Origin of the sequence: Halalkalibacter flavus (assembly GCF_036663575.1) — a bacterium.
GTDB classification, from domain to species: Bacteria; Bacillota; Bacilli; order Bacillales; family Bacillaceae_D; genus Halalkalibacter; species Halalkalibacter flavus.
Map to the genome: position 1 here is coordinate 1 of NZ_JAWRVK010000012.1, position 21,738 is coordinate 21,738.

The following is a 21,738-nucleotide window of genomic DNA, read 5'->3' on the forward strand; positions in this document are numbered from 1 at the left end:
GGGATTTTTTTGATTGTAGTTAAATCAATTTCCAATTTTCTAGTTTTAGGGTGTTGACATATTACCGCTGTGCTAAAGTAATAAGTTTTTAAAACATATAAGATTAATATGTTTTCGCGATTATAAATACCAAAAATTTCGAATATTTACAACATTTTTTACATAGTTTATGTTAAAAATTATGAAATCAAACTAAAAACAGCAATCCCTTGTTTGAAGGATTGCTGTTATATCTAAATGATTTTATCAAAACGCCCAATTCCCATCGTGGAAGATCGGTTCACGCTTTCCGTCTTCGTACACTCCATCGATGTTCATATCCGCTGAACCGATCATGAAGTCAACGTGTGTTAGGCTTGTGTTTAAACCATTTTGTTCGAGTTCTTCCTTGTTCATGTCTTTTCCCCCTTCAATGCAGAATGCATAGGCTGAGCCAATAGCTAAGTGGTTTGATGCGTTTTCATCAAATAGCGTATTGTAAAAGAGGATATTCGTATCAGAAATAGGTGATTTATGCGGGACGAGGGCTACCTCTCCAATAAAACGTGCACCTTCATCGGTGTCTAGCAAACGCTTCAATGTTTCATATCCTTCTTCTGCTTTAAAATCAACCACTTTTCCGTCTTTAAACGTAAGGGAGAAGTTATTTATGAGCGTTCCGCCGTAATTTAATGGCTTCGTACTAGATACGGTTCCATTTACACCCGTTTTCTTAGCTGATGTAAAAACCTCTTCTGTTGGCATATTTGCTACAAACTGGACCCCATCCTTATTCACGCTTCCACCACTTACCCATAAATGAGTTTCAGGTAATTCAATTACTAAATCTGTTCCTTCAGACGTGTAGTGAAGAGCATGGTAGTGCTTTTCATTTAACGCATTCATTTTATCATCAAGTAATGATAGATGCTCTTGCCACGCTGAAACAGGATCGGCTTGATTAATACGAGTGGCTACAAAAATTGCTTCCCATAATTTTTCAACGGCTTTCTCTTCAGAGTCTTCAGGGAATACTTTTTTTGCCCATCCTAAAGAAGGCACTGCAACGATAGACCAGCTAATTTTGTCAGACATAATGTATGAGCGGAAACCTTCCATTGCTTTGCCGCTTGCTTTGTTTGCATTTGATACTCGTTCAGGGTCTGCATCTTTTAATAAATCTGGGTTTGATCCGGTAATGCTTAAGAAAGCAGCTCCATTTTCGGCCATTTCTTCATAGCCTTTTGCCACCCATTCTGGAAACTCATGAAACGCTTCATCTGGCGCTAGCTCATATTTTGTTTTTGTTAGCTCTTCATCGTTCCATTCAACATGAACATTTTTTGCGCCAGCTTCATATGCTTTTTTTGCTACCGCACGAACGTATTCTGCAGCATTTAAAGGTGTTCTAACGACAAGTGTTTGCCCTGGTTGAATGTTAACTCCGACTTTCACCGCAAGTTCTGCATATTTTTCTAAATTCTCTTGAAAGGTTGACATATCATCAGTCCTCTTTTCTATTATGTATAAATTTACCTGCATTATCTATTTTATCAACTTTGCAACTATGTGAAAAGAATAGCGACATAGAATACTTTTGTGATATTATATAAAGTGGAAAAAGACAAGAGGTTCGCAAACTCCCTCTATAAAAAACTAAGGTGTTAACTGTACAGCCAAAAGAGTACAGTTTTCTTGTCGTTTATAAAAAGACAATATTTTGTTCGTAATTAGAATAGGTACTTTCTAATTACGCTATTCATAATGTCCCCTAATAAATAGACAATATGAGTGGAGGAGAACAAATATACCCGTTTGGAGTTATCGAATGCTCTTTCTTCAAGAAGAGTTTATGTTGAAGTTCGACTGTAAACTTTTAAAAAAAGGAGAAATGAGACATGAGAAATGAAAAAGCGGTCGTTGTTTTTAGTGGTGGTCAAGATAGTACTACTTGTTTATTGTGGGCTCTTGATCAATTTAAAGAAGTAGCAACAGTTACTTTTGACTATGGACAGCGCCATCGTGATGAAATTGAATGCGCACGTGAGATTGCCGAAGAATTAGAAGTTTCCTTTCATGTACTTGACATGACTTTAATAAACCAACTATCAGCTAACGCTCTTACTAGACATGATATAGAGGTAAAAGAAGGGGAGAACGGAGAACTACCATCTACATTTGTTCCTGGTCGTAACCACTTATTCTTATCGTTTGCCGCAGTATACGCACAAGCTATTGGAGCACGACATATTATTACCGGTGTATGTGAAACAGATTTCAGCGGATATCCTGATTGTCGAGATAGTTTTGTTAAATCATTAAATGTCACGCTAAATCTAGCAATGGATGAGCAATTTGTCATTCATACACCGCTTATGTGGTTAAATAAAGCTGAAACATGGAAGTTAGCTGACCAATTAAATGCGCTTGATTTCATTAGAGAAAAAACATTAACTTGCTATCATGGTATACGTGGTGATGGATGCGGAAACTGCCCATCATGTGATTTGCGCAAGAATGGGTTAGAAACCTACCTTTTGGAAAAACAAAGGGGGATTGACGTATGATGCAGCAATTCTACCCTCAGGTGCCTCACACGTATCGCTATGAGTTAAATAAAGATATGCATGTAGCAGCTGCTCACTTTATCCCAAATGATGCAGCGGGCCAATGCAAAAATATGCACGGACACACATATTTTATTAATATTACAATTGGTGGAGATACTCTAGATGATTTAGGGTTTCTCATTAATTTCAAACGAATCAAAGAAATCGTTCATAAACGCTTTGATCATACTGTTTTAAATGATCATCCTGAATTTAAAGAAGTATTTCCGACAACGGAAAGAGTAGCTGAGCAAATTTGGAATGCTGTTCAAACAGAGTTGCAAACTCAGGTTAACAAACCGAATTGCCTGCAAGTTGTCGTTCGTGAAACACCGACTAGTTATGTCGTTTATCGGCCGAAACCGGAGGAGTTAGCATGAAGATTCCGGTAATGGAAGTGTTTGGTCCAACGATACAAGGGGAAGGGATGGTCATTGGTCAAAAGACGATGTTTGTTAGAACTGGTGGCTGTGATTATTCCTGTTCCTGGTGTGATTCTAGCTTTACATGGGACGGATCTTCCAGAAGTGAGTTATTGGAAGCAGAGTCAATTATTGAGCAATTAAAACAAATCGGTGGTGATTTATTTTCCCATGTAACGATTTCAGGAGGAAATCCTGCGCTGCATAAAGGCATTGCAGAACTTGTGGACCTTTGTCATGAACAAGGCTGGAAAGTGGCAATTGAAACGCAAGGATCTATTTGGCAAGCTTGGATGAAAAAAATTGACGATATCACCATATCACCGAAGCCGCCAAGTTCATTGATGGAAACCAATTATGAAAAGTTAGATTTGTATGTAAAAGAACTTGTAGATAGAAATGTAAGTTTAAAAGTGGTGGTCTTTGATGATGAAGACTTTTGTTTTGCAGAAACCATTCATTTACGCTACCCACATATACCGTTTTATTTACAAATTGGCAATGAGGACGTAGCTACGACAGATGATCGTGCTTTGTTGTCTTCATTATTAAAACGCTATGAATGGTTAATTGAAAAAGCGACAAAATCGCAAGTTATGAATGATGCAAAGGTATTGCCACAGCTTCATACCCTCATTTGGGGAAACAAACGTGGCGTATAAAGAAGGAGAGAAAAACTATGAGTGGAAGAAACAAAGAAGAACTAGAAGGGGTAACGTTACTTGGAAATCAAGGGACAGCCTATGACTTTTCTTATAACCCTTCTGTCTTAGAAGTGTTTGAAAATAAACATCAAAATCGTGATTACTTTGTAAAATTTAATTGTCCTGAGTTCACATCATTATGCCCGATGACGAATCAACCAGACTTCGCTACAATCTATATTAGCTATATTCCTGATGTGAAGATGGTTGAAAGTAAGTCATTAAAACTATATTTGTTTAGTTTCCGTAATCATGGTGATTTTCATGAAGATTGCATGAATATTATTATGAATGACCTCATTGAGTTAATGGACCCTCGCTATATTGAAGTATGGGGCAAATTTACTCCACGTGGTGGAATTAGCATAGATCCATACACGAATTATGGTAAGCCTGGTACTAAGTATGAAAAAATGGCAGAGTATCGAATGATGAATCATGATTTGTATCCAGAGACAGTTGATAATCGATAATGCTAATTCGACTTAAAAGTGATGAAATTGGCTGACCAGAATATTTATGAAAATGTAAGCATGACCAACTAAATCCGTGATTAGAGTACCTTTTTGGAAAAAAGGTACTCTTTTTAAGACAAAAATAAATTGACTGGCGACATATCAGTGGAAGAATTTCTTCTTTTATATCCCTAACATTTAAAGTAATAAGGGTTAGATCTAGGCGATGACTCTTTGTATTTATCAATCAGTCCCTAGACTCTTCATCATCCGCATTTGCATTAATAAATTGTAATAGTCATCTCCAGAACCGATATCGTATCGTTCTCCTTTTATCTCATAGCCATAACTCTTACTTGTTTCGAGCATCTCTTTCAGAGCGTCAGTTAACTGAATTTCACCGCCGCTTCCTGGTTTTGTTTTAGATAAATACATAAACACACTTGGGTCTAATACGTAACGACCAATAACCGCTAAATTTGATGGTGGAGATGTTTTTGGTTTTTCGACAAGGTCGTTTATCTCATGTAATTGATTTTTGAATGGTGTTCCACCAATAACTCCATAGTTTTTTAATGATTCCTTGTGAACTTCTTTTACTCCAATTACATTTGACTGGACTTCATGATAGGCGTTCATTAATTGCCCAATGACAGGCTTTTCTTCTATAAAGATATCATCGGGTAGAAGAACAGCGAAAGGTTCATCGTTAACAAATGGTTTCCCTAAGCGAATGGCATCACCAAGCCCTCTTGCGACAGGTTGACGAACAAATTGAATATGGACATCTGGAACAGAAATCGATTTTATTAAATGACTTTTATTGTTTCTTTCCAAAAAAGTTTCAAGTTCTAGAGATCTGTCAAAATAATCTATGATCATATTTTTGTTTCTTGAAACAATAATTAATATCTCCTCGATGCCTGAAGAAATAGCTTCTTCAACTATATAATGGATAGCTGGTTTACCATCAATAGGGAACATTTCTTTTGGAACCACTTTTGTAATTGGGAGGCTTCTCGTACCGTATCCTGCTGTTGGAATAATAGCCTTCTTTACTTTCATTTATTTCCCCCCTATACTTATGACTTTTTTATCCTATTCGGTCAAGCAAGGAAGAGAAAGTTGTCTTACGGAATTAAACTTATAAACATAGTATTTTTTATAGAATTGGGTCTTTTCGAAAGATGTCAGTTAAACATTAATTTGAAGGTAACAAAGGAAGTAGACGAATGTTTATTTTCCTATAACTAATTCACTACTTAGGCCCTTTTTCAATAATATATATAAGATCAATTTAATTTCTGTTAAGAGGAGTCGACGTTATGGATGTATGTGTGATTGGGGCAGGGTATGTAGGTTTGACAACCTCTACTGTATTGTCAAATTATGGACATCAGGTTCATTGTGTTGATAAGCAAAAAGAAAGAGTAGAAATGCTAAGAAGAGGCGAGATACCTATTTATGAACCAGGGCTTGAAGAAATGCTTGTGAAAAATACAAAGAAAGGCAATTTGTTATTTACGACAGACTTAGCAACAGCTGTAAAAAAAAGTGATTTAATCTTTATTGCAGTTGGAACTCCACAGGACAATGATGGGAGAACGGACCTTCGTTTTTTTGAAGGTGTTACAAACGAGCTAGCTCCTTTAATAGATACGTATAAACTCGTTATTACGAAAAGTACTGTGCCTCTTGGGACGAATGAAGAGTTGGAGCGAAAACTAATTGAAAAAGGTGTATTAAAAGAAAACTTTGACGTTGTTTCTAATCCGGAATTTCTTTGTGAGGGTACAGCTATCCATGATATGCTTTATCCAGATAAAATTGTTATAGGAGTTAAAGAACATAGGGTTGTACAAACATTACAAAAGCTGTATCGCTTTATTGATGCCCCGTATATCGTTACTAGTCTAAGTGGGGCGGAAATGATTAAATATGCCTCTAATGCTTTTTTAGCAGTGAAAATATCGTTCATAAACGAACTTGCGAAAATTGCAGATGTTTATGATGTAGATATTACAGATGTAGCACTAGGAATTGGTATGGACCCAAGAATAGGTCATCATTTCTTACAAGCAGGGTTAGGCTATGGCGGCTCATGCCTACCAAAAGATTTGTCTTCCCTAGAACATCAATCAATCAAAAAAAATATTACCCCGCATCTATTACAAGCCGCCCAAACAGTAAATAACAGTATCATAGACCATTATATTGCTAAACTCGAAAAAGAAATTCCCAATTACCAAAATAAAAAAATCACTGTATGGGGTGCCACATTTAAGCCGAATACAGATGATTTAAGGCATTCTCAAGCAATTAAATTAATTGACCGACTTGTAAAGGAAGGCTCTCAAATTCATTTATATGATCCGATCGTGTCTCCGGACATTCACAATACGATCACATACAAGGATATGTATGACTCGATTAAAGATTCAGATATCCTAATTATTGCAACTGAATGGAAGCAATTTATCGAGGCAGACTGGAAGAAAGTTAGTGCACAGATGCGTGGTGACATAGTATTAGATTGTCGAAATTGTCTCCAACCATATAAGCTGAGAAAAAATGGATTAATGTATTTGGGGGTAGCTAGACCATGAAAATACTAGTTACGGGTGCAGCAGGCTTCATCGGATCAAATCTAGTCGAAAGGTTACTTGAGGATCAAAAAGTGGAGGTGATTGGGATTGACTCATTTATCGGTCCTACTCCAGAAAACATTACGAGACAAAATCTAAAGTCGTTATTAAATCACCCGCGTTTTACCTTTTATGAGGAAGATCTTTTAAATGTAAATTGGAGATCATATCTTACTGATGTAGATTATGTGTTTCATTTAGCTGGGATGCCTGGAGTTCGTTCCAGTTGGGGGCCAGATTTCCAAAGCTATGTAACGAATAATATAGATGTAACACAAAGGTTGCTTGAAGCAAGTAAGCATTTTCCTATAAAGAAATTTATTTATTCATCAACCTCTTCCGTCTATGGAGAAAAAACAGGGAAGGTGTCTGAAGATGCAATCTTAGAACCAATGTCTCCTTATGGCATAACCAAATTAACGGGAGAATATTTATGTCATGTTTATCGTCAAAGTTTTAGGGTTCCTACTGTTATATTAAGGTATTTCACAGTCTATGGTCCAAGGCAAAGGAGTGATATGGCCTTTCATAAATTTATTAAAAATATGATGACAGGCCAACCAATTACCATCTATGGAGATGGCAAACAAACTCGCGATTTTACTTTTATCCGAGATTGTGTCATTGCAACTGCATCTGTTTTACACGCAAAAGGAGTCATAGGAGAAACAATTAATATCGGTGGGAAAGAAAGAGCGTCAGTTTTGGATATTATTTACGAATTGGAAAGATTATTAAATAAAAAAGCAACCCTTCATTTCGTTGAAGCTGCAATTGGAGAACCAAAGCATACGTGGGCAGATATAAAAAAAGCGGAAACACTGTTAGAGTATAGGCCAAAAGTTGATTTAAAGACAGGGTTAACGGAAGAGGTTAAATATCTTGAAAGGATCTATTCTAATATTTAAAAAAGAAAAAAGTCAGCGTGGAAAGAGGGCACTAAAAGGGTGATTTTCCCTTTTCAGTGACCTTGCAGCGTGCGAAGCCATTGCTCGGGGTTATTCCAAAAGGTCAAAACCGTCTGGAATAACCCCTTCTGACTTTTTCGTGATTTAGAGGCTCCTTCTGCGCCTATGATTACGTTGTCTTTTAGACTCTAATTTTTGGAAAAGTTTAGCTGTAGTAATGTCATTAACTGTTTCAATAAATTCTTTTTTCTTCTCAGTTGGAGAATTTTGACTCTTCAGAAGGCTGTAGATATCGGCCATGACGGAATTCACTGCATCTTTATCATCATCTTTATCTGCTTCGGCTTTTTGCTGAACCCTTGCTAATAAGATATCTAACAAGTCTTCTTGTTTCGGTAGTTCGGATAAAAATAGTTTCCGCAGCCGCCTCTTTCTTGATAAAGGATTCTCCGAGAGTTCAATGACGTTTGACTCTGAGGAATCCTCATCATCCGAAGCGACTTGTTCATTTAGATCTGCAATGACGTCCTGGATAGGAGTAGCCTTTTCCTGAGAGGATAACGAAACTGCAGCATTCACGAAAGAGTCTTCGTCATCGGAAGCAACTTGTTCATTTAGATCTGCAATGACATCCTGGATAAGAGTAGTACTTTCTTGAGAGGATAACGAAACTGCGGCATCCTCGAAAGAGTCTTCGTTATCCGAAGCGACTTGTTCATTTACATCTGTAATAACGTCCTGGATAGGAGTAGTCTTTTCATCAGAGGATAACGAAACTGAATCAGTCTCAAAAGCCCCTTCGTCATTTGAAGAAACTTGCTTATTTAAGTCCTCAATTACTTCATCTAATTGCGATGGGTCAATAGAGTTCAACTCTGTTACTTGATCCACTTCTTTAATCGCAATTCCTTGTATGATTCTATTTTCAACCTCATCCCACACACTTTGAATTTCATCAATTACTCGATCCCATGTGTAGTGTTTTTCAGCTAGCTTTCGACCGTTAGAGCCTAGCCTTTCACAAAGAGAAGGGTTAGAAAGCAAATTAGTGAGGTGTTCGACAAATGGTTCTGGTTGCTCAGGATCATTGATTACAAACCCATTTTCATTTTGGTTGATAACTTCTGCATTTCCACCTCTATTGGTCGTAATGATAGGTAGACCTGAAGCCATAGCCTCATAATGAACCCGTGCTAGAGGCTCTTGCCATTGAGAGGTACAAACAAAAACATCTGAAGCGGCAAACCATTCTTGAATTTTAGTAGGGTGGACAAATCCAGTATTTATGACTGGGATAGGTAAACGTGCTGCAAGGGCACGGACATAGCCGATATAGTCCGTTACTTCATTAACACTAAACCATTTACTCCCAACAATAACAAGAGCCGCATCAGGATGTTTTTTAGCTACATCAGGCATTGCACGAATAAGAACATCGACACCTTTATTTGGAGAAAGTCTACCTGCAAATAAAATCACTTTTTTGTTTTCGAGATTATGTTCTTTACGAATCATTTGCCGCATTTTTTTTGCTTGATCTGATTTTGGTGGAACGAATTGGGAGATATCAACTCCGGAATAGATCGTTTTTAATTTGGCTTTTGCCTTTGGGAACCGATCTGAAATGGTGCGACCAATATAATCACTGACTGTGATTATTTTATCTAGTTCTTCAACCACTGAGGTAGCTTCTTCTTGATCTATTTTTTCAGGCTTGAACATATCATTGTGCATACTCAATATTATTCTAGCATGTGGGGCCGATTCTCTTACTGGGAGAACAAGTTTCGGTCTATTAAAGATATGAATCACATCAAACGTATTATCATTAAGAAATTGTTTGACTCCTTCACGGTATACTTCAACGAGTCCACCAGGTTTTCTAACATAACGAATGTTGTTAACTGTTTCATCTTCGGGAAGAGAAGAATCTGTTGTTCCTAAGATGGTTAGGTCGTGTTTATTTTTTAAATGAGAAGAGACGCCGTCGATATAGGTTTGGATTGCTCCCCCCCTAACTGCTGGAACCGGAAGCTTTTCAGTACAGATTAATAGTATCTTCATTCCGTAAATGCTCCTTTCCATTCTTTCAGCTCTTCTAACACGGGCCATTTTGATTGATCGAGTTCAATAATATTCTTAACGACAGTATTTACTTCTTCATTTAGAAAAACGGTAGGGTTATAGGCCATATCTTTTACTTGTAAATAAAATTCATTTGGTAGACACATGTCGATCCAAAGAATATGATAAAGATCTTTATCAATTGGATTTGTTTCATGATATGCTTCAATCATGCCCTTTATCCATTCTAAGTCCCAAGCTCCAAGCTTTTCCATTTGATTTGTTATTAACTTTCGTAAATCCCTTATCGGAAGGTCATACGCAACACCGTCTAAGTCAATTAGCCAAACTCCGTCAGGTCCAAGCTGACCATTTGCCCAACCATAATCTTGATGGACCAATCCCCATTCTTTATTACCTTTTTTTACTAACTTGTCATAATTAGAACTTTCTAATTGACTTAAAGCTTTCTTTGCTTGATCTTCAAACATGTCTAACACAGAAAGAATGGTTGAACTAGCCGGCATTTCTGGATAGGCAGTTGTGATATCCCGAAACCAGTTCATTTTCTTAATCATCTTTTCATATTTCTTTGGCCAACGATAAAGTCGGGATGGTTTTTCTGTTCCATAAGGAGGCTCATATCCTTTTGAAAGGCGGTGAAAATCTCCAAGGCCAGCGCAAAGTAATTTTGCTCCTTCTAAATCTTCCGAGGCTTTAGTGAGGTTAATCCATTCGGCTATAAACCAAAGCTTTCCACCCATTTCAACATAGTCGTCCCTAGTTTTTGTCTTGAAAATAGGCGGAACTCTAGCACTCTTTTCTTCAACTAAATAAGCCTGTGCGCCAAGACTAAACAAACTTCTTGTTGGACGCCGATGTAAGACCTTTAAACTAAATGGGCCACGATTTGTTTCTATCTTCCAAATCAGTCCCCCTTTATCGGCTTTTGTTGCAATAACCTCAAGGTTGCTAACAGTGAGATCGTAATGTGTCAATACTTGATATGCCATATCTTCAATATAGGAAGGTACATAGGAGTCGTCATTTAATGTACCGTCTACATCCCAAGGTGTGATGAGTTTTTCGGACATTTTTTTCCCTCCATTCCTTTTATCATTACTAAGGTATTCATCTATAGGAAATTCGTATAGATAAGCACCTATTTTAAATAAAAGAAAGGAGGGATTTTGAACTGTTTTGCATTTATGAAGATGAATGTCTTCTTTTGTACAATTTACTAAGCAATTTCGCTGTTGTTAACGCGTTTATTTGATCGAATAGCTCTTTTGAATTTTCTTTAGGTTGAGGTAATGAATTATTGTGAAGTAGATTATAAACTTGGCTGAATCGATCTTTGTCTGCTGATTTTTTGCTTCGTTGTTGTAGATTATATAACTCAGTAGCATTTCGCTTTGTTACGAGCTTGGATTTAGGACGAAGCGTTCTTTTTCTAGTTCTTTTCCTTCTTTTATTAAGATTCTCTAATATTGCTTTTATATCTAGCAAGTTGTTGAATGTCATATCATCTGAATATTGTTGTTTGGACATGTTGTTTACTAAGTCAAGTATATGTTGTACAGTCGTTTGTTCATCGTTATTTGTTAAATAAATTTCTTCTAGATTATCTAGGAGATTAGACTGTTTATCTGTTGCGTTATCTACAACATCGTCTTCAAGTGAATTGTTGTCAGAACCGATTTCTGAAGTAGGGGTTTCTTCAAAAGTAGGTTCAGAACCGATTTCTTCTTCTGAGTCCCCTAGGTTATCTATCGTAGAAATCTCTTCAATAGCCTCTTCGTTTTCAAATACACTTTCATTTTTTACTTGCAGATGCTCAACTGTAGAGCTGTCCTCAAGAGTGGGAGTGCTAACTATTGCCACTTCTTCTTCGGATTCTGCAACATGTTGCTCTACAGGATCAACGGTGCTCTCACTGTTGCTTTGTTCTTCCGAGATTACAGGAATATTGTTTTCGATCTTATTTTTAATGTCATCCCAGACACCGGAAATATCAGATATCACTCGATCCCATGTAAACTTTTCTTCAACTAATTTTCTACCGTTCAACCCGAGCTTTTTCGAAAGTTTAGGGTCTGAGAGAAGCGGAATGATAAGGTCCGCGAAAGCTTTCGGATCCTCAGGCTGTTCAACAACAAAGCCATTTTCATTTGGTGTAATGACTTCGGGATTTCCACCACGTTTTGTTGTAATGACAGGAAGTCCAGAAGCCATTGCTTCATAATGTACTCTAGCTAGTGGCTCTTCCCATTGAGAAGGGCAAACAAATACATCGGCAGCTGCAAACCATTTTTGAATTTCACTAGGAGCTACAAAGCCTGTATTCACAACTGGAATAGGAAGCCTAGAAGCGAGCGCGCGCACATAGGCAACATAATCACTGACTTCATTCACACTAAACCATTTACTTCCAACGATAACAAGGGCTGTATCAGGATGTTTTTTTATAACCTCTGGCATTGCTTGAACAAGGACATCTGCTCCTTTATTTTTTGAAAGTCTTCCGGCAAATAAGATAACCTTTTTTCCTTCAAGATTGTGCTCGTTTCTAATTGCTTGTCGCATGTCTCGAGCATCTTTTGAATGAGGGGGAGCAAATCGATTGATATCTACCCCTGAATAAATGGTCTGGATCTTTGGGGCGGCTTGAGGAAATAAATCAGTAATTGCTGTACCAATATAATTACTAATTGTAATAATTTTATCGAGTTGTTCTATGGCAGCGGCGGCTTCCTCTGGTTCAATTTTTTCCCTTTTAAACATGTCATTGTGCATACTTAACACAATACGAGCGTTTGGTGCACATTCGCGAACGGCAAGGACCAATCTTGGTCTATTAAATATATGGATTAGATCAAAAGAGTCTGGTTCGCTTTGTAAAAATTGTCTTACACCATCTCGATAATCCTCAAGTAAGCCTCCAGGAGTACGGACATAGCGAACATTGTTTACTTTCTCATCCATTGGCAATGAAGGGTCAGAAGAACCGAGAATGGTAAGTTCATGTTTTTTACTTAAACTTGAGGATACACCATCAATATACGTTTGAATTGCCCCGCCTTTAACTGCAGGTACAGGCAGCTTTTCTGTACAAATCATTAATATCTTCATGTTGATTAAACCCCTTTCCACTCCCTTAGTTCTTCAATTGCTGGCCATTTTGATTTGTCTGTTTCGGCAATCGTATTGCAAAGGGTCTCAACTTCAGTGTCTAGAAAGACCATAGGCTCATAGACCATTTCCTTTACATTTTTGTAAAACTCATTTGGTAGTGACATGTCTATGAGAAGTATTTCATATAGTGCATCTTCAATTGGATTGGCTTCGTGGTAGGATTCAATCATACCTTTCATCCAATTGACATCCCAGTATCCCATATCATCCATCTGCCCGGTAATAAGTTTTCGTAAATCCCTTATTGGTAGGTCATACGCGACACCGTCTAAGTCGATAATCCACATCCCATTCGGTCCCATTTGTCCGTTTGACCAACCATAATCTTGGTGGACTAATCCCCAAGCTGTATTTCCTCGTGCAGCTAACTCATAATATGAAGATTGTTGTAATTGTTCATAAGCTTTTTTTGCTTGTTCTTCAAACATATCAACATGGGCTAAAATTGCTTTACTAGCTGTCATCTCTGGATAAACGTTGGCGATGTTTCGGAACCAATCCATCTTCTTTATTGTCTTTTCATAAGATTTAGGCCAACGATGAATTCGCGAAGGTTTTTCAGATCCTTTTGGAGGGACATAGCCTTTTGATAAGCGGTGAAATTCTCCTAGCGCATGACAGAGTAATTTTGCTCCTTCTAAGTCATTGCCAACTGGGTAAAGTGGTTCGACCCATTCAGCAACAAACCAAAGCTTTCCTCCCATTTCAACATAAATTTCTCCTGATTTTGTTTTGTACAAGGGAGGCACTCTAGCGCCTTTTTCTTTCACTAAATACTCTTGAGCTCCAAGACTAAAACGACTTCTTCCAGGACGTCGGTGTAAAATTTTTAAGCTAAATGGGCCTTTATCTGTATCCATTTTCCAAATTAGGCCACCTTTGTCCGCTTTTGTTGTGATAACTTCAAGATTACTTACTTTTAGGTCGTAATGAGTTAAGACAACTTCAGACATATCCCAAATATATTGCGGTACAAAAAAATCATCTTCAAGAGTACCATCTATATCCCAAGGCACGATAAGTTGTTCTGACATAATAATCCCTCCAGTTTCAATTAAGGTCACTAGTACCATATTCATAAAAAGACGCAATCGTATAGATAAGCACCTAACTATGTAGAAAAAGCATGATTATTGTGGAAAAAATAGGTAGGACATTAGTTTAATAAAATACTAGACTATTCAATTAAACAGGGATAAAATGTTAATTGAATAATAAATAAGTTCTGAATTTTTGAAGAAGATTAATAATTTTTTAGACCTTAATTGACTTAAGTAGATAAGGTAGCATATATTTGGATTAATAAATATAATATAAAGGTATGATAGCTAATGGTTATGAAAGAGATTACTGCAGAAACTTTTAGTGAAATTGACAATCTAGAAGAGTTTGTAAACAGCGTAGATCCTAACTCTTATTTAGCTAGAGTATCACTGGAATTCTTAGTCATTAATAGTAAATCCGATTTAGTAGAAACGTTAATTGGTAGATTACTAGATAGCTCTAGTGAGGAGAGTAGGGAATGGGCAGAGGTTTATAAGATTGATCACCTCGTCTACAAACAAGAAATGAATCTGATCGAAGCTATCCAACAGTTAACGTATACAACCGTAAGAGCTCCAGAACTCTCAACATTAATTAAAGTCTTTCAGCTATATAATTATTCAAGTCAGAAAGAATTCGAAATGATTGCTTCATTAAGCGAATTAGTGAATGCAGAGATCTGCAGGTTAGAGGAAGGGTTTATGAAGACATCGTTGTTGTGCCGTTATATGGTTACAATGCAAAGTGTCTATTTACATTTAAACGATGTAGAGAAGTCGAGAGAATGTGGGGAAAACATTGTTGAATTTGCCTTGACACCTACAATGAAATCTGTAGCTTTACTTGGACTAGCGAATTCATATATTCTAAACGATAAAGCGCAAGCAGTGAATTATTTTAAAAAATCGTTAGCTCTTTCTGAAGAACTTAAACATGAGGCATTAAAAACAGTTATAAACAAAAATTTAAACTTTACTTATTGTTATTGGAAAGAGTTAGAAAGCGTCAATTTAAATTTCATGAAACTATCTAACTTAGATAATAAACAAGAGTTTGCATATTATTTAATTCAGAGTGGCAAACCAGATGATGCTCTAAAATTGCTTGATGAGATTGAATCTAAAATAGTCAATGATTACTTAAAAGCCTTTAATTATTATTATAAAGGCTTAATATCAGGAGATAGAGTTTTTTTTGAAAAATCAAGTAGGTTTTTTGAACTGTCTGGAGACTTTTATTATAGACAACTTGCTACTAATGAGTTGGATAAGATAATTAAAGGGAGATGAGCCAATTGAAAAGATTAATCATTAGTATGTTAATTTTAGCTATTCTAGTAATTGCAATTCCTAAAACTGATTTCGCAGCACCATCCGATTATATAAGGATAAATAGTGAGCCTGTTGAGATAGCTGCACCAAGTGATTATATTCGAATTAATTCAATTAATGCTGTAATGTAATGAGATTCAACTATTTAAATACATAATTTTAAATCCATCTAAATTAGATGGATTTTCTTCTGCCAAAAGGACAGATTTCCTTAAATATTTCAATCCTTGATTCCTCCTATCTAAACTATTATGATTATAGTAAATTTAGTATGGAAGAAGGTAAGGTCGATGAATATCCCTAAATATCCGATGGATTTTAATGATAGCATAAGAAGTAAGAAAACTAGTGAGGAAGACCTTAATCATAAAATTAACGCTGAAATAGAAAAGATGATCCAGTTTATGCATGAGAATCATACTAACAATCATTCTGTCGCTTTTGAGGATGTATTAATTATTATCGATCGAATATATGAGGATGATGACAGTTATTTTGAGATTTCTGTTGCAAAACAACATAGTAGAGGAATTGTTAGATAAAAAAGTTAACTTCTTAAGTATGTAAAATTAAACAACAACATGGTAAATAGAATGTAACAGGAAAAAAACAAGTGAAAGTCTCATTGGGCTTCCACTTGTTTTTTTTTTTTTTTTTGTAAGGAACTGGTAATAACATTGCTATTTCCGAGGCAAGCGCAGGAATTGATAAAAATGGACAGAATATTCTGCTGTTTGTCGATTGCTCTGTTTTTAATTGTTTGGTGTATGTAAGGGCAATTCAATGGTAAATGTTGTCCCGGTTCCTTCCTGACTTTCAACTGTTAGTGAGCCCTCATGTGATTCAATGATCTTCTGACATACTAACAAGCCAAGGCCAGTTCCTTTTGGTTTCGTTGTGTAAAAAGGCTCTCCTAATTTCTTTATGTTTTCTTTAGAAATTCCGGGACCTTCGTCCTTTACGGAAAGAATGACATGCGAGTCGGTCTTTTCTACTGTAATCGTGATTGTACCTTGATTCATTACTTCAATTGCGTTTTTAATTAAATTAATTAGAACTTGCTTAATTTTGGTGTCCTCACAATAAATACAGAGGTTATTCGTTTTGAATTCAGTAAAAATGGAAATGTTTTTTATAATAGCTTGAGTTTCTAATAACATTTTCACATCATTTATAAGCGGCAGAATTTCATGTGAATGCCGCAAGTCTGAATGAGGTTTGGCTAAAATAAGCATTTCATTGGAAACTTGTTCAATTTTATCTAGTTCTTCTTCAATAATCTTGTAATATATATCTTTGTTAGTAGATTCTTTAATAAGCTGAAAGAATCCTTTGATAGACGTTAAAGGATTTCGTATTTCATGAGCTATACCAGCTGCAAATTGACCTGCCATTGATAGTTTTTCAGAACGGATCATCAAATCTTCTGTCTTTTTCTCACGTTTGATTTGCTCATAGATAGAAGGGAAGGCAACCGATTTTTGATCTCGATTATAGAGATTAGATGGTACTAACGATGTATCCGTCATAAAATATTCATGGTAATATAACATATCTTCAAGCATGGCAGCAGATAATTTTTGACCATCATAAGCACAAACCATTAATGTGTTATCCATCTTCTTTACGAATTCGTTACAAGTGCATTCATACGCTTTAAGTAGCTCAGCTTGAACATCGTAACTACTATTAACATTTCCCCATATTCGTATAGGTTTCTTAGATTGCAAGAAAGGCTTTATATACTGTCGGTAGTTCCGAACGGTTTGCTCGATACCATCTTGAAAACAATAATAATGATCTGCATTCAAAAAAAGTATTTGATCGGAGTGCTGTTTTGTTTCTAACAAAGGAATCAATTTATTCATATGTTCTTTTGAATCAATAAATACGATCTGTTGGTCCTTATCTAGACCTTCTTGAATAAAACTGATAGCATTATTTACGTATGCATCTAATTGACTATAACTATAAAGTATATGACAACCTGAAGATAGACGTAAGTTTGAGGTTAATTCAAAATCTCGTGAAGACATACGAAAATTATTCCTTTCCATTTAAGCCTTTTTATTAATAGTAATAGTTTGTAAAAGAATTGTCTAACTAATCTTATAAAGAGGTTACCCCACAAGGTATGATTTTAACCTTTTGGGATAACCCCTAAAATTGTTAAAAAAGTAGCTTGCTTATGCCTAGCAAAAGGAAAAGGATACTCGGAATATAGGCCATATATCGAATAATAAATCGACTTTTGATTTCGTGACCATGGATGACACCGATGATAAATGCGAAAAAGATTATCATTCCTGCCATTGGTGCAAACCAAAATGAACGATCCGACAATCCGGCTTGAATGCCGTATCCGAAACTATCAACATTCATTAAAAGTGCGATCATCACGAAATAAGAACGTCGATAAAGAGGTATTTCATAGATAAGATTAAACACTGCTATTCCAATAAGAAGTATTCCTGCCATCGTTTGAATAATCGAAGTAGGAACTAAATCACCGATAAACCGCCCAATGCCCATGGAAAAGAAAACGACAAAAGCTGAAAAAAGGGCAATCATTGCCACGACAAGTAAAGGAATACGGATTTTCTTTAGTCCAAATAAAAATCCGATTGCGAAGGCGTCAATGCTAACAAGCATGGAGAGAAGAAGAAGCAAAATAAAAGCAAGCATATACTCACCCCAATGAAAGTCGTTCAAGTAAATATATGCATGCCTGTCTTGTTTAGAATCGCGTGGAAAAAATAGGTGAAAAATTGGGAACTGGCTATTTGTAGCCGTTTTGCAATTCTTGAGCAACTGCATATAGAAGTTGTTGATATTCAGAAGGGTTTTGAAACTGTATCGGTTCCCAGTTTTTCTTTACCCAAGCAAGAAGTTCATGACCACTTCGAAAGGTACGGTCACTTGTATCAAAAGTCTGAAGCTTAAAGATGCCATCTTTGGGTTCAACAGTAACGTAACATGGAACCTTACTTTCGTTTGATTCTAATTTCATCTCCACATGAATCAACTCCTATTTGAGTTTTCTTTAGCGTGTTTCGAAAACGAATAGTTATACATGATGTACCTCAAGCTGATACACTGTGGTTATGAAAAGAAAGCGGAGGTTTAATAACTAATGAAACAAATTTATTTAGATTACAATGCGAGTACCCCCCTTATGCCAGAAGTGGTTGAGGCTATGACACCTTTTTTAAGCGAGCACTATGGAAATCCATCGACGAGTCATTTTGCTGCAGTAGAAGCAAAAAAAGTAGTTGAAAAGGCAAGGGGACAAGTAGCAAGCCTAATTGGAGCTCAAATGGAAGAGATTATCTTTACTAGTGGCGGGAGTGAATCGAATAATCATGTAATTAAGAATGTCTTTGAAAAGTATCAAAGTAAGGGAAGGCATATGATTACGACAACAATTGAACACCCGGCTGTACGTGAACCATTACGGTATCTTGAGAAATTTGGGGCAGAGGTCACTTATGTGGATGTAGATCAATTTGGACAAGTTTCTGTAAAAGAGATAGAGAAGGCCATTCGTCCAGATACGATTCTGATCACAGTTATGCATGCGAATAATGAAGTCGGGACGTTACAACCGATTGAAGAGATAGGGGAACTTGCTCGTGAAAGAGGGATTCTCTTCCATACAGATGCAGCACAATCTATAGGGAAAGTTCCTGTCGATGTAGAACAGCTACATGTTGACTTTTTATCAATAGCTGGACATAAATTGTATGCGCCAAAAGGTGTAGGTGCACTTTATATACGTAAGGGTGTGAAGATTGATCCGTATATTCATGGAGCGGGTCATGAGAACGGCATGAGGGCAGGGACAGAAAATGTTCTCTTACTCGCAGGACTAGGAGCTGCGAGTGAAAGTGCAAGTCGTTATTTAGAGGAGGGGACAGATATTCTTAAGCAAAAAAAATATTTCCTTTCATTGCTTAAGCAAGCTTTTCCTCATCAAATTCGAGTGAATGGCCATCCCGACGAATGTTTGCCAAACACTTTAAATGTGAGTTTTGCAAATAGGATCGGTCAGGATATATTGGATGCAGTTCCAGAGGTTGCTGCTTCAACCGGATCAGCTTGTCATTCAGGTGAGGTGACATTATCACCTGTTTTAAAAGCGATGGGCGTAAAACCAGAGGATGGAAAAGGAACAATCCGTTTTAGTCTTGGCAGGAATACGACAAAGCAACAGTTAGAAGAGACGGTCAGGTTACTTCAATATCGATTAGGATAAGCATTTAATTTTACAGAAAACGTATTTCTTCGATAGTATAACAGGTACAAGAATAAAAGGAGTGTCACATCATGTCTATAAGATTACGTCAACAAGAAAAAAATGTTTTGGATAATATAATGGAAGAACGTCATTCGGTAAAACATTACGAGTCTAATTATAAGATCTCAAAAGCAGAGCTTGAGGAAATGCTCACAGCAGCGATTACTGCACCATCTGCTTGGAATTTACAACATTGGCGGTTCTTAGTTATAGAAGATCAAAAGAAACAAGAGGAGCTCCTCCCTATTGCTTATTACCAACAGCAAATTGTAGATGCATCTGCTGTAGTTGCCGTGTTAGGAGATTTAGAAGCAAACAAAGAAGCTGAAGGAGTCTACCAAGAAGCTGTCAAACAGGGATTCATGTCTGAAGAAATAAAAAATACACTCGTTGATCAAATCAACGGAGCGTATAAAAGAGGGGGCAGCTTTGCTCGAGATGCGGCATTTCTAAATGCATCGTTAGCGGCAATGCAGTTTATGCTAGCAGCAAAATCAAAGGGCTATGATACTTGCCCAATCGGTGGCTTTAAACAACAGGAATTTATTAATAAATTTCATGTGCCCGATCGCTTTACACCTATTATGCTAATTACTGTTGGGAAAGCTGCAAAAGAAGCGTATCCTTCCTCAAGAAAAACATTGGACAAGATAGTTACGTACAATTCATTTTAAATTATAGTTCAGAGGTTGGCTAGTTCATAGAGAACCAGCCAACCTATAAATAGTTTGATTTAGAATAAGAGTTAGAAAGTGAGAAAAAGACAATGATTGATTTGACGTTTGAAAAGTATACAGAATGTACGTTTTCTAATTTACGAATAATTGACTCATATAATGTTCAACAATGGAAACATTATATTGTTACATTTGAAGGAAATACCCCTGAGGGATTACAGGAGCCAGAAGCACTTGTTATTGTAGGACAGTCAAATGACATTTTACAAATTATCTTACGAGAAGAGGGGTGTGATTCTCCGCTATTTCAATTTACAGAGAATGAAAAGAATCAAATTTCAAATTGGTTTCAAGCGCATCGGAATCATCAACCTAAATAAAGAGGGGGGGTGCAAAAAGTCCGAAACAGCGGAGGCAATGGCTCCGTTCACTACGCGCCTTGAGAGGAGAAACCCACTCCTCTCAAGGCTTTTAAAAGATGTAGCGACTACGCTCATTGCTTCGGGGGTGTCTCAAAAGGTCAAAAAACAAACCTTTTGAGACACCCCCTTCTAATTTTGTAAAGTTTTGAAATAGTCGACTACTGCGGAGGGATCTGACTGCAAGTCCATACCCAATTTCTTTAACGCTTCTTCATGCGTACGTTGAAAAAGAGACTCTTCATGTTTAATCATATGCGTCCAAGATTGAAGCGACTCTTTTTCCTTCTTGTTTAAGTGAGCTTCAATTGAAAGGCAAATAAAAGAACGACAAACGGAGTTTTTAAATGAAGGGTCAAGTGAACACCCTTTTTCATATTTGAAATATTGACAAACCGAATAAGCATGTCGTAGGTCATCTGCTGCTAATTTTGAAAGTGACTCTTTGTTTGCAATGTGTGCATAGTCAGGGTGCACTTTTGCTTGAACTGTTATATGAAATGGCGAGATATGAGCTTTGGGATGTCGTAATATATGATTTTGAAAAAAGACTTCATCTCTGTTTATCATTTTAGCAATTTCAAGTAAGTAAAATGTTGGACTATAAGAACAACATCCGACTTTTGGAATGTTGTTACTTGGTGGTTGAAAATATTCATCTTCACATTGTAGGCATGCAGAAGAAAGGATTTGTTTGTTGATTTTGTCGAACTGAATCATTAATTTCATTCCTTTTTTTGAAGACTAAATAAAAAAGTGAAAAAAATTCCTTTTTTTATGGAAAAACTAGATTTTCTTTAAAAAAAGATTTACACTTTTTAGTGTAGAGTACTTCTAATTTCTACTCTTTATATTGTAACGTTCTTTGTCAAATGAGTGAATGAAATAAATCTATGAATAAGTAGATATATTCTTTAACAAATGTGACAATTATGTTAAAATGGTAATGAAAGCGTTACAATTATAAAAATTCATAGATTTAACTTGAA

At 36.4% G+C, this 21,738-nt stretch carries 22 protein-coding genes and 1 riboswitch; of the genes, 12 read left to right on the plus strand and 10 right to left on the minus strand.

What is annotated here, in order from left to right:
* Positions 1-246: 246 nt before the first annotated feature.
* Positions 247-1,479, minus strand: coding sequence for an aminopeptidase (locus tag SAY88_RS09825; RefSeq protein ID WP_332631448.1), 1,233 nt, complete (start codon positions 1,477-1,479; stop codon positions 247-249).
* 122 nt (positions 1,480-1,601) lie between these two features.
* Positions 1,602-1,645, plus strand: a riboswitch (PreQ1 riboswitch).
* Between the two features lie 232 nt (positions 1,646-1,877).
* On the opposite strand from SAY88_RS09825, the gene queC reads away from it, so the two are divergent.
* From queC to queF, 4 genes are read left to right on the plus strand one after another with little or no spacing between them, the layout of a single operon-like run.
* On the plus strand, positions 1,878-2,546 hold the full coding sequence (queC, locus tag SAY88_RS09830) for a 7-cyano-7-deazaguanine synthase QueC (protein ID WP_332631451.1): 669 nt from the start codon (positions 1,878-1,880) through the stop codon (positions 2,544-2,546).
* Complete coding sequence (gene queD / locus SAY88_RS09835) at positions 2,543-2,968, plus strand: 6-carboxytetrahydropterin synthase QueD (RefSeq protein WP_332631453.1); 426 nt, start codon at positions 2,543-2,545, stop codon at positions 2,966-2,968. The genes queC and queD overlap by 4 nt, the downstream gene beginning before the upstream one ends.
* Positions 2,965-3,672 carry a 7-carboxy-7-deazaguanine synthase QueE gene (queE, locus tag SAY88_RS09840; RefSeq protein WP_332631454.1) on the plus strand — a complete coding sequence of 236 codons (708 nt, stop codon included), beginning with the start codon at positions 2,965-2,967 and terminating at the stop codon, positions 3,670-3,672. Before queD ends, queE begins: the two co-directional genes overlap by 4 nt.
* Positions 3,673-3,689: 17 nt before the next feature.
* Complete coding sequence (queF, locus tag SAY88_RS09845; RefSeq protein WP_332631457.1) at positions 3,690-4,187, plus strand: preQ(1) synthase; 498 nt, start codon at positions 3,690-3,692, stop codon at positions 4,185-4,187.
* Positions 4,188-4,412: 225 nt separating this feature from the next.
* On the opposite strand, the gene SAY88_RS09850 is transcribed toward queF, so the two are convergent.
* The gene (locus SAY88_RS09850) at positions 4,413-5,234 is read right to left on the minus strand and encodes a UTP--glucose-1-phosphate uridylyltransferase (RefSeq protein ID WP_332631458.1); all 822 of its coding nucleotides are present in this window, start codon (positions 5,232-5,234) and stop codon (positions 4,413-4,415) included.
* A 260-nt stretch (positions 5,235-5,494) separates the two neighbouring features.
* On the opposite strand from SAY88_RS09850, the gene SAY88_RS09855 reads away from it, so the two are divergent.
* Entirely contained in the window at positions 5,495-6,775 is a 1,281-nt protein-coding gene (locus SAY88_RS09855; protein ID WP_332631461.1) for a UDP-glucose dehydrogenase family protein, read from the plus strand.
* Positions 6,772-7,722 (plus strand): NAD-dependent epimerase/dehydratase family protein, encoded by a 951-nt coding sequence (locus SAY88_RS09860; protein WP_332631464.1) that lies wholly within the window; start codon positions 6,772-6,774, stop codon positions 7,720-7,722. The genes SAY88_RS09855 and SAY88_RS09860 overlap by 4 nt, the downstream gene beginning before the upstream one ends.
* A gap of 144 nt (positions 7,723-7,866) precedes the next feature.
* On the opposite strand, the gene SAY88_RS09865 is transcribed toward SAY88_RS09860, so the two are convergent.
* From SAY88_RS09865 to SAY88_RS09880, 4 genes are all read right to left on the minus strand, one after another.
* Positions 7,867-9,786: a glycosyltransferase family 4 protein gene (locus SAY88_RS09865; RefSeq protein WP_332631466.1), complete on the minus strand. Its 1,920-nt coding sequence runs from the start codon at positions 9,784-9,786 to the stop codon at positions 7,867-7,869.
* Positions 9,783-10,880 (minus strand): CotS family spore coat protein, encoded by a 1,098-nt coding sequence (locus SAY88_RS09870; protein ID WP_332631469.1) that lies wholly within the window; start codon positions 10,878-10,880, stop codon positions 9,783-9,785. Before SAY88_RS09870 ends, SAY88_RS09865 begins: the two co-directional genes overlap by 4 nt.
* Before the next feature lie 112 nt (positions 10,881-10,992).
* On the minus strand, positions 10,993-12,918 hold the full coding sequence (locus SAY88_RS09875; protein ID WP_332631471.1) for a glycosyltransferase family 4 protein: 1,926 nt from the start codon (positions 12,916-12,918) through the stop codon (positions 10,993-10,995).
* A gap of 5 nt (positions 12,919-12,923) precedes the next feature.
* Positions 12,924-14,015, minus strand: coding sequence for a CotS family spore coat protein (locus SAY88_RS09880; RefSeq protein WP_332631472.1), 1,092 nt, complete (start codon positions 14,013-14,015; stop codon positions 12,924-12,926).
* Positions 14,016-14,312: 297 nt separating this feature from the next.
* On the opposite strand from SAY88_RS09880, the gene SAY88_RS09885 reads away from it, so the two are divergent.
* From SAY88_RS09885 to SAY88_RS09895, 3 genes are all read left to right on the plus strand, one after another.
* The gene (locus SAY88_RS09885; protein WP_332631473.1) at positions 14,313-15,314 is read left to right on the plus strand and encodes an AimR family lysis-lysogeny pheromone receptor; all 1,002 of its coding nucleotides are present in this window, start codon (positions 14,313-14,315) and stop codon (positions 15,312-15,314) included.
* 5 nt (positions 15,315-15,319) lie between these two features.
* On the plus strand, positions 15,320-15,487 hold the full coding sequence (locus tag SAY88_RS09890) for a hypothetical protein (RefSeq protein WP_332631475.1): 168 nt from the start codon (positions 15,320-15,322) through the stop codon (positions 15,485-15,487).
* Positions 15,488-15,646: 159 nt separating this feature from the next.
* Positions 15,647-15,898: a hypothetical protein gene (locus tag SAY88_RS09895; RefSeq protein ID WP_332631476.1), complete on the plus strand. Its 252-nt coding sequence runs from the start codon at positions 15,647-15,649 to the stop codon at positions 15,896-15,898.
* A gap of 210 nt (positions 15,899-16,108) precedes the next feature.
* Here the strand turns inward: SAY88_RS09895 and SAY88_RS09900 are convergent, their stop codons facing one another.
* From SAY88_RS09900 to SAY88_RS09910, 3 genes are all read right to left on the minus strand, one after another.
* Positions 16,109-17,392 carry an ATP-binding protein gene (locus tag SAY88_RS09900; RefSeq protein WP_332631478.1) on the minus strand — a complete coding sequence of 428 codons (1,284 nt, stop codon included), beginning with the start codon at positions 17,390-17,392 and terminating at the stop codon, positions 16,109-16,111.
* 133 nt (positions 17,393-17,525) lie between these two features.
* The gene (locus SAY88_RS09905) at positions 17,526-18,041 is read right to left on the minus strand and encodes a manganese efflux pump (RefSeq protein WP_250096334.1); all 516 of its coding nucleotides are present in this window, start codon (positions 18,039-18,041) and stop codon (positions 17,526-17,528) included.
* Between the two features lie 94 nt (positions 18,042-18,135).
* Positions 18,136-18,372, minus strand: coding sequence for a hypothetical protein (locus SAY88_RS09910; protein WP_431308855.1), 237 nt, complete (start codon positions 18,370-18,372; stop codon positions 18,136-18,138).
* A 117-nt stretch (positions 18,373-18,489) separates the two neighbouring features.
* On the opposite strand from SAY88_RS09910, the gene SAY88_RS09915 reads away from it, so the two are divergent.
* From SAY88_RS09915 to SAY88_RS09925, 3 genes are all read left to right on the plus strand, one after another.
* Positions 18,490-19,611 (plus strand): cysteine desulfurase family protein, encoded by a 1,122-nt coding sequence (locus SAY88_RS09915; RefSeq protein ID WP_332631479.1) that lies wholly within the window; start codon positions 18,490-18,492, stop codon positions 19,609-19,611.
* A 71-nt stretch (positions 19,612-19,682) separates the two neighbouring features.
* A complete protein-coding gene (locus SAY88_RS09920) occupies positions 19,683-20,327 on the plus strand; it encodes a nitroreductase family protein (protein ID WP_332631480.1) in 645 nt (214 codons plus the stop codon).
* Between the two features lie 92 nt (positions 20,328-20,419).
* Complete coding sequence (locus SAY88_RS09925) at positions 20,420-20,710, plus strand: hypothetical protein (RefSeq protein WP_332631481.1); 291 nt, start codon at positions 20,420-20,422, stop codon at positions 20,708-20,710.
* A gap of 171 nt (positions 20,711-20,881) precedes the next feature.
* Here SAY88_RS09925 and SAY88_RS09930 read toward each other — a convergent pair whose 3' ends face one another.
* Positions 20,882-21,469: a hypothetical protein gene (locus SAY88_RS09930; protein ID WP_332631483.1), complete on the minus strand. Its 588-nt coding sequence runs from the start codon at positions 21,467-21,469 to the stop codon at positions 20,882-20,884.
* Positions 21,470-21,738: the final 269 nt, after the last annotated feature.

Bases quoted from the DNA above. Each gene is read 5' to 3' on its own strand.
- SAY88_RS09825 (WP_332631448.1), bottom strand. From the start codon at position 1,479: ATGTCAACCTTTCAAGAGAATTTAGAAAAATATGCAGAACTTGCGGTG.
- queC (WP_332631451.1), top strand. From the start codon at position 1,878: ATGAGAAATGAAAAAGCGGTCGTTGTTTTTAGTGGTGGTCAAGATAGT.
- queD (WP_332631453.1), top strand. From the start codon at position 2,543: ATGATGCAGCAATTCTACCCTCAGGTGCCTCACACGTATCGCTATGAG.
- queE (WP_332631454.1), top strand. From the start codon at position 2,965: ATGAAGATTCCGGTAATGGAAGTGTTTGGTCCAACGATACAAGGGGAA.
- queF (WP_332631457.1), top strand. From the start codon at position 3,690: ATGAGTGGAAGAAACAAAGAAGAACTAGAAGGGGTAACGTTACTTGGA.
- SAY88_RS09850 (WP_332631458.1), bottom strand. From the start codon at position 5,234: ATGAAAGTAAAGAAGGCTATTATTCCAACAGCAGGATACGGTACGAGA.
- SAY88_RS09855 (WP_332631461.1), top strand. From the start codon at position 5,495: ATGGATGTATGTGTGATTGGGGCAGGGTATGTAGGTTTGACAACCTCT.
- SAY88_RS09860 (WP_332631464.1), top strand. From the start codon at position 6,772: ATGAAAATACTAGTTACGGGTGCAGCAGGCTTCATCGGATCAAATCTA.
- SAY88_RS09865 (WP_332631466.1), bottom strand. From the start codon at position 9,786: ATGAAGATACTATTAATCTGTACTGAAAAGCTTCCGGTTCCAGCAGTT.
- SAY88_RS09870 (WP_332631469.1), bottom strand. From the start codon at position 10,880: ATGTCCGAAAAACTCATCACACCTTGGGATGTAGACGGTACATTAAAT.
- SAY88_RS09875 (WP_332631471.1), bottom strand. From the start codon at position 12,918: ATGAAGATATTAATGATTTGTACAGAAAAGCTGCCTGTACCTGCAGTT.
- SAY88_RS09880 (WP_332631472.1), bottom strand. From the start codon at position 14,015: ATGTCAGAACAACTTATCGTGCCTTGGGATATAGATGGTACTCTTGAA.
- SAY88_RS09885 (WP_332631473.1), top strand. From the start codon at position 14,313: ATGGTTATGAAAGAGATTACTGCAGAAACTTTTAGTGAAATTGACAAT.
- SAY88_RS09895 (WP_332631476.1), top strand. From the start codon at position 15,647: ATGAATATCCCTAAATATCCGATGGATTTTAATGATAGCATAAGAAGT.
- SAY88_RS09900 (WP_332631478.1), bottom strand. From the start codon at position 17,392: ATGTCTTCACGAGATTTTGAATTAACCTCAAACTTACGTCTATCTTCA.
- SAY88_RS09905 (WP_250096334.1), bottom strand. From the start codon at position 18,041: ATGCTTGCTTTTATTTTGCTTCTTCTTCTCTCCATGCTTGTTAGCATT.
- SAY88_RS09915 (WP_332631479.1), top strand. From the start codon at position 18,490: ATGAAACAAATTTATTTAGATTACAATGCGAGTACCCCCCTTATGCCA.
- SAY88_RS09920 (WP_332631480.1), top strand. From the start codon at position 19,683: ATGTCTATAAGATTACGTCAACAAGAAAAAAATGTTTTGGATAATATA.
- SAY88_RS09925 (WP_332631481.1), top strand. From the start codon at position 20,420: ATGATTGATTTGACGTTTGAAAAGTATACAGAATGTACGTTTTCTAAT.
- SAY88_RS09930 (WP_332631483.1), bottom strand. From the start codon at position 21,469: ATGATTCAGTTCGACAAAATCAACAAACAAATCCTTTCTTCTGCATGC.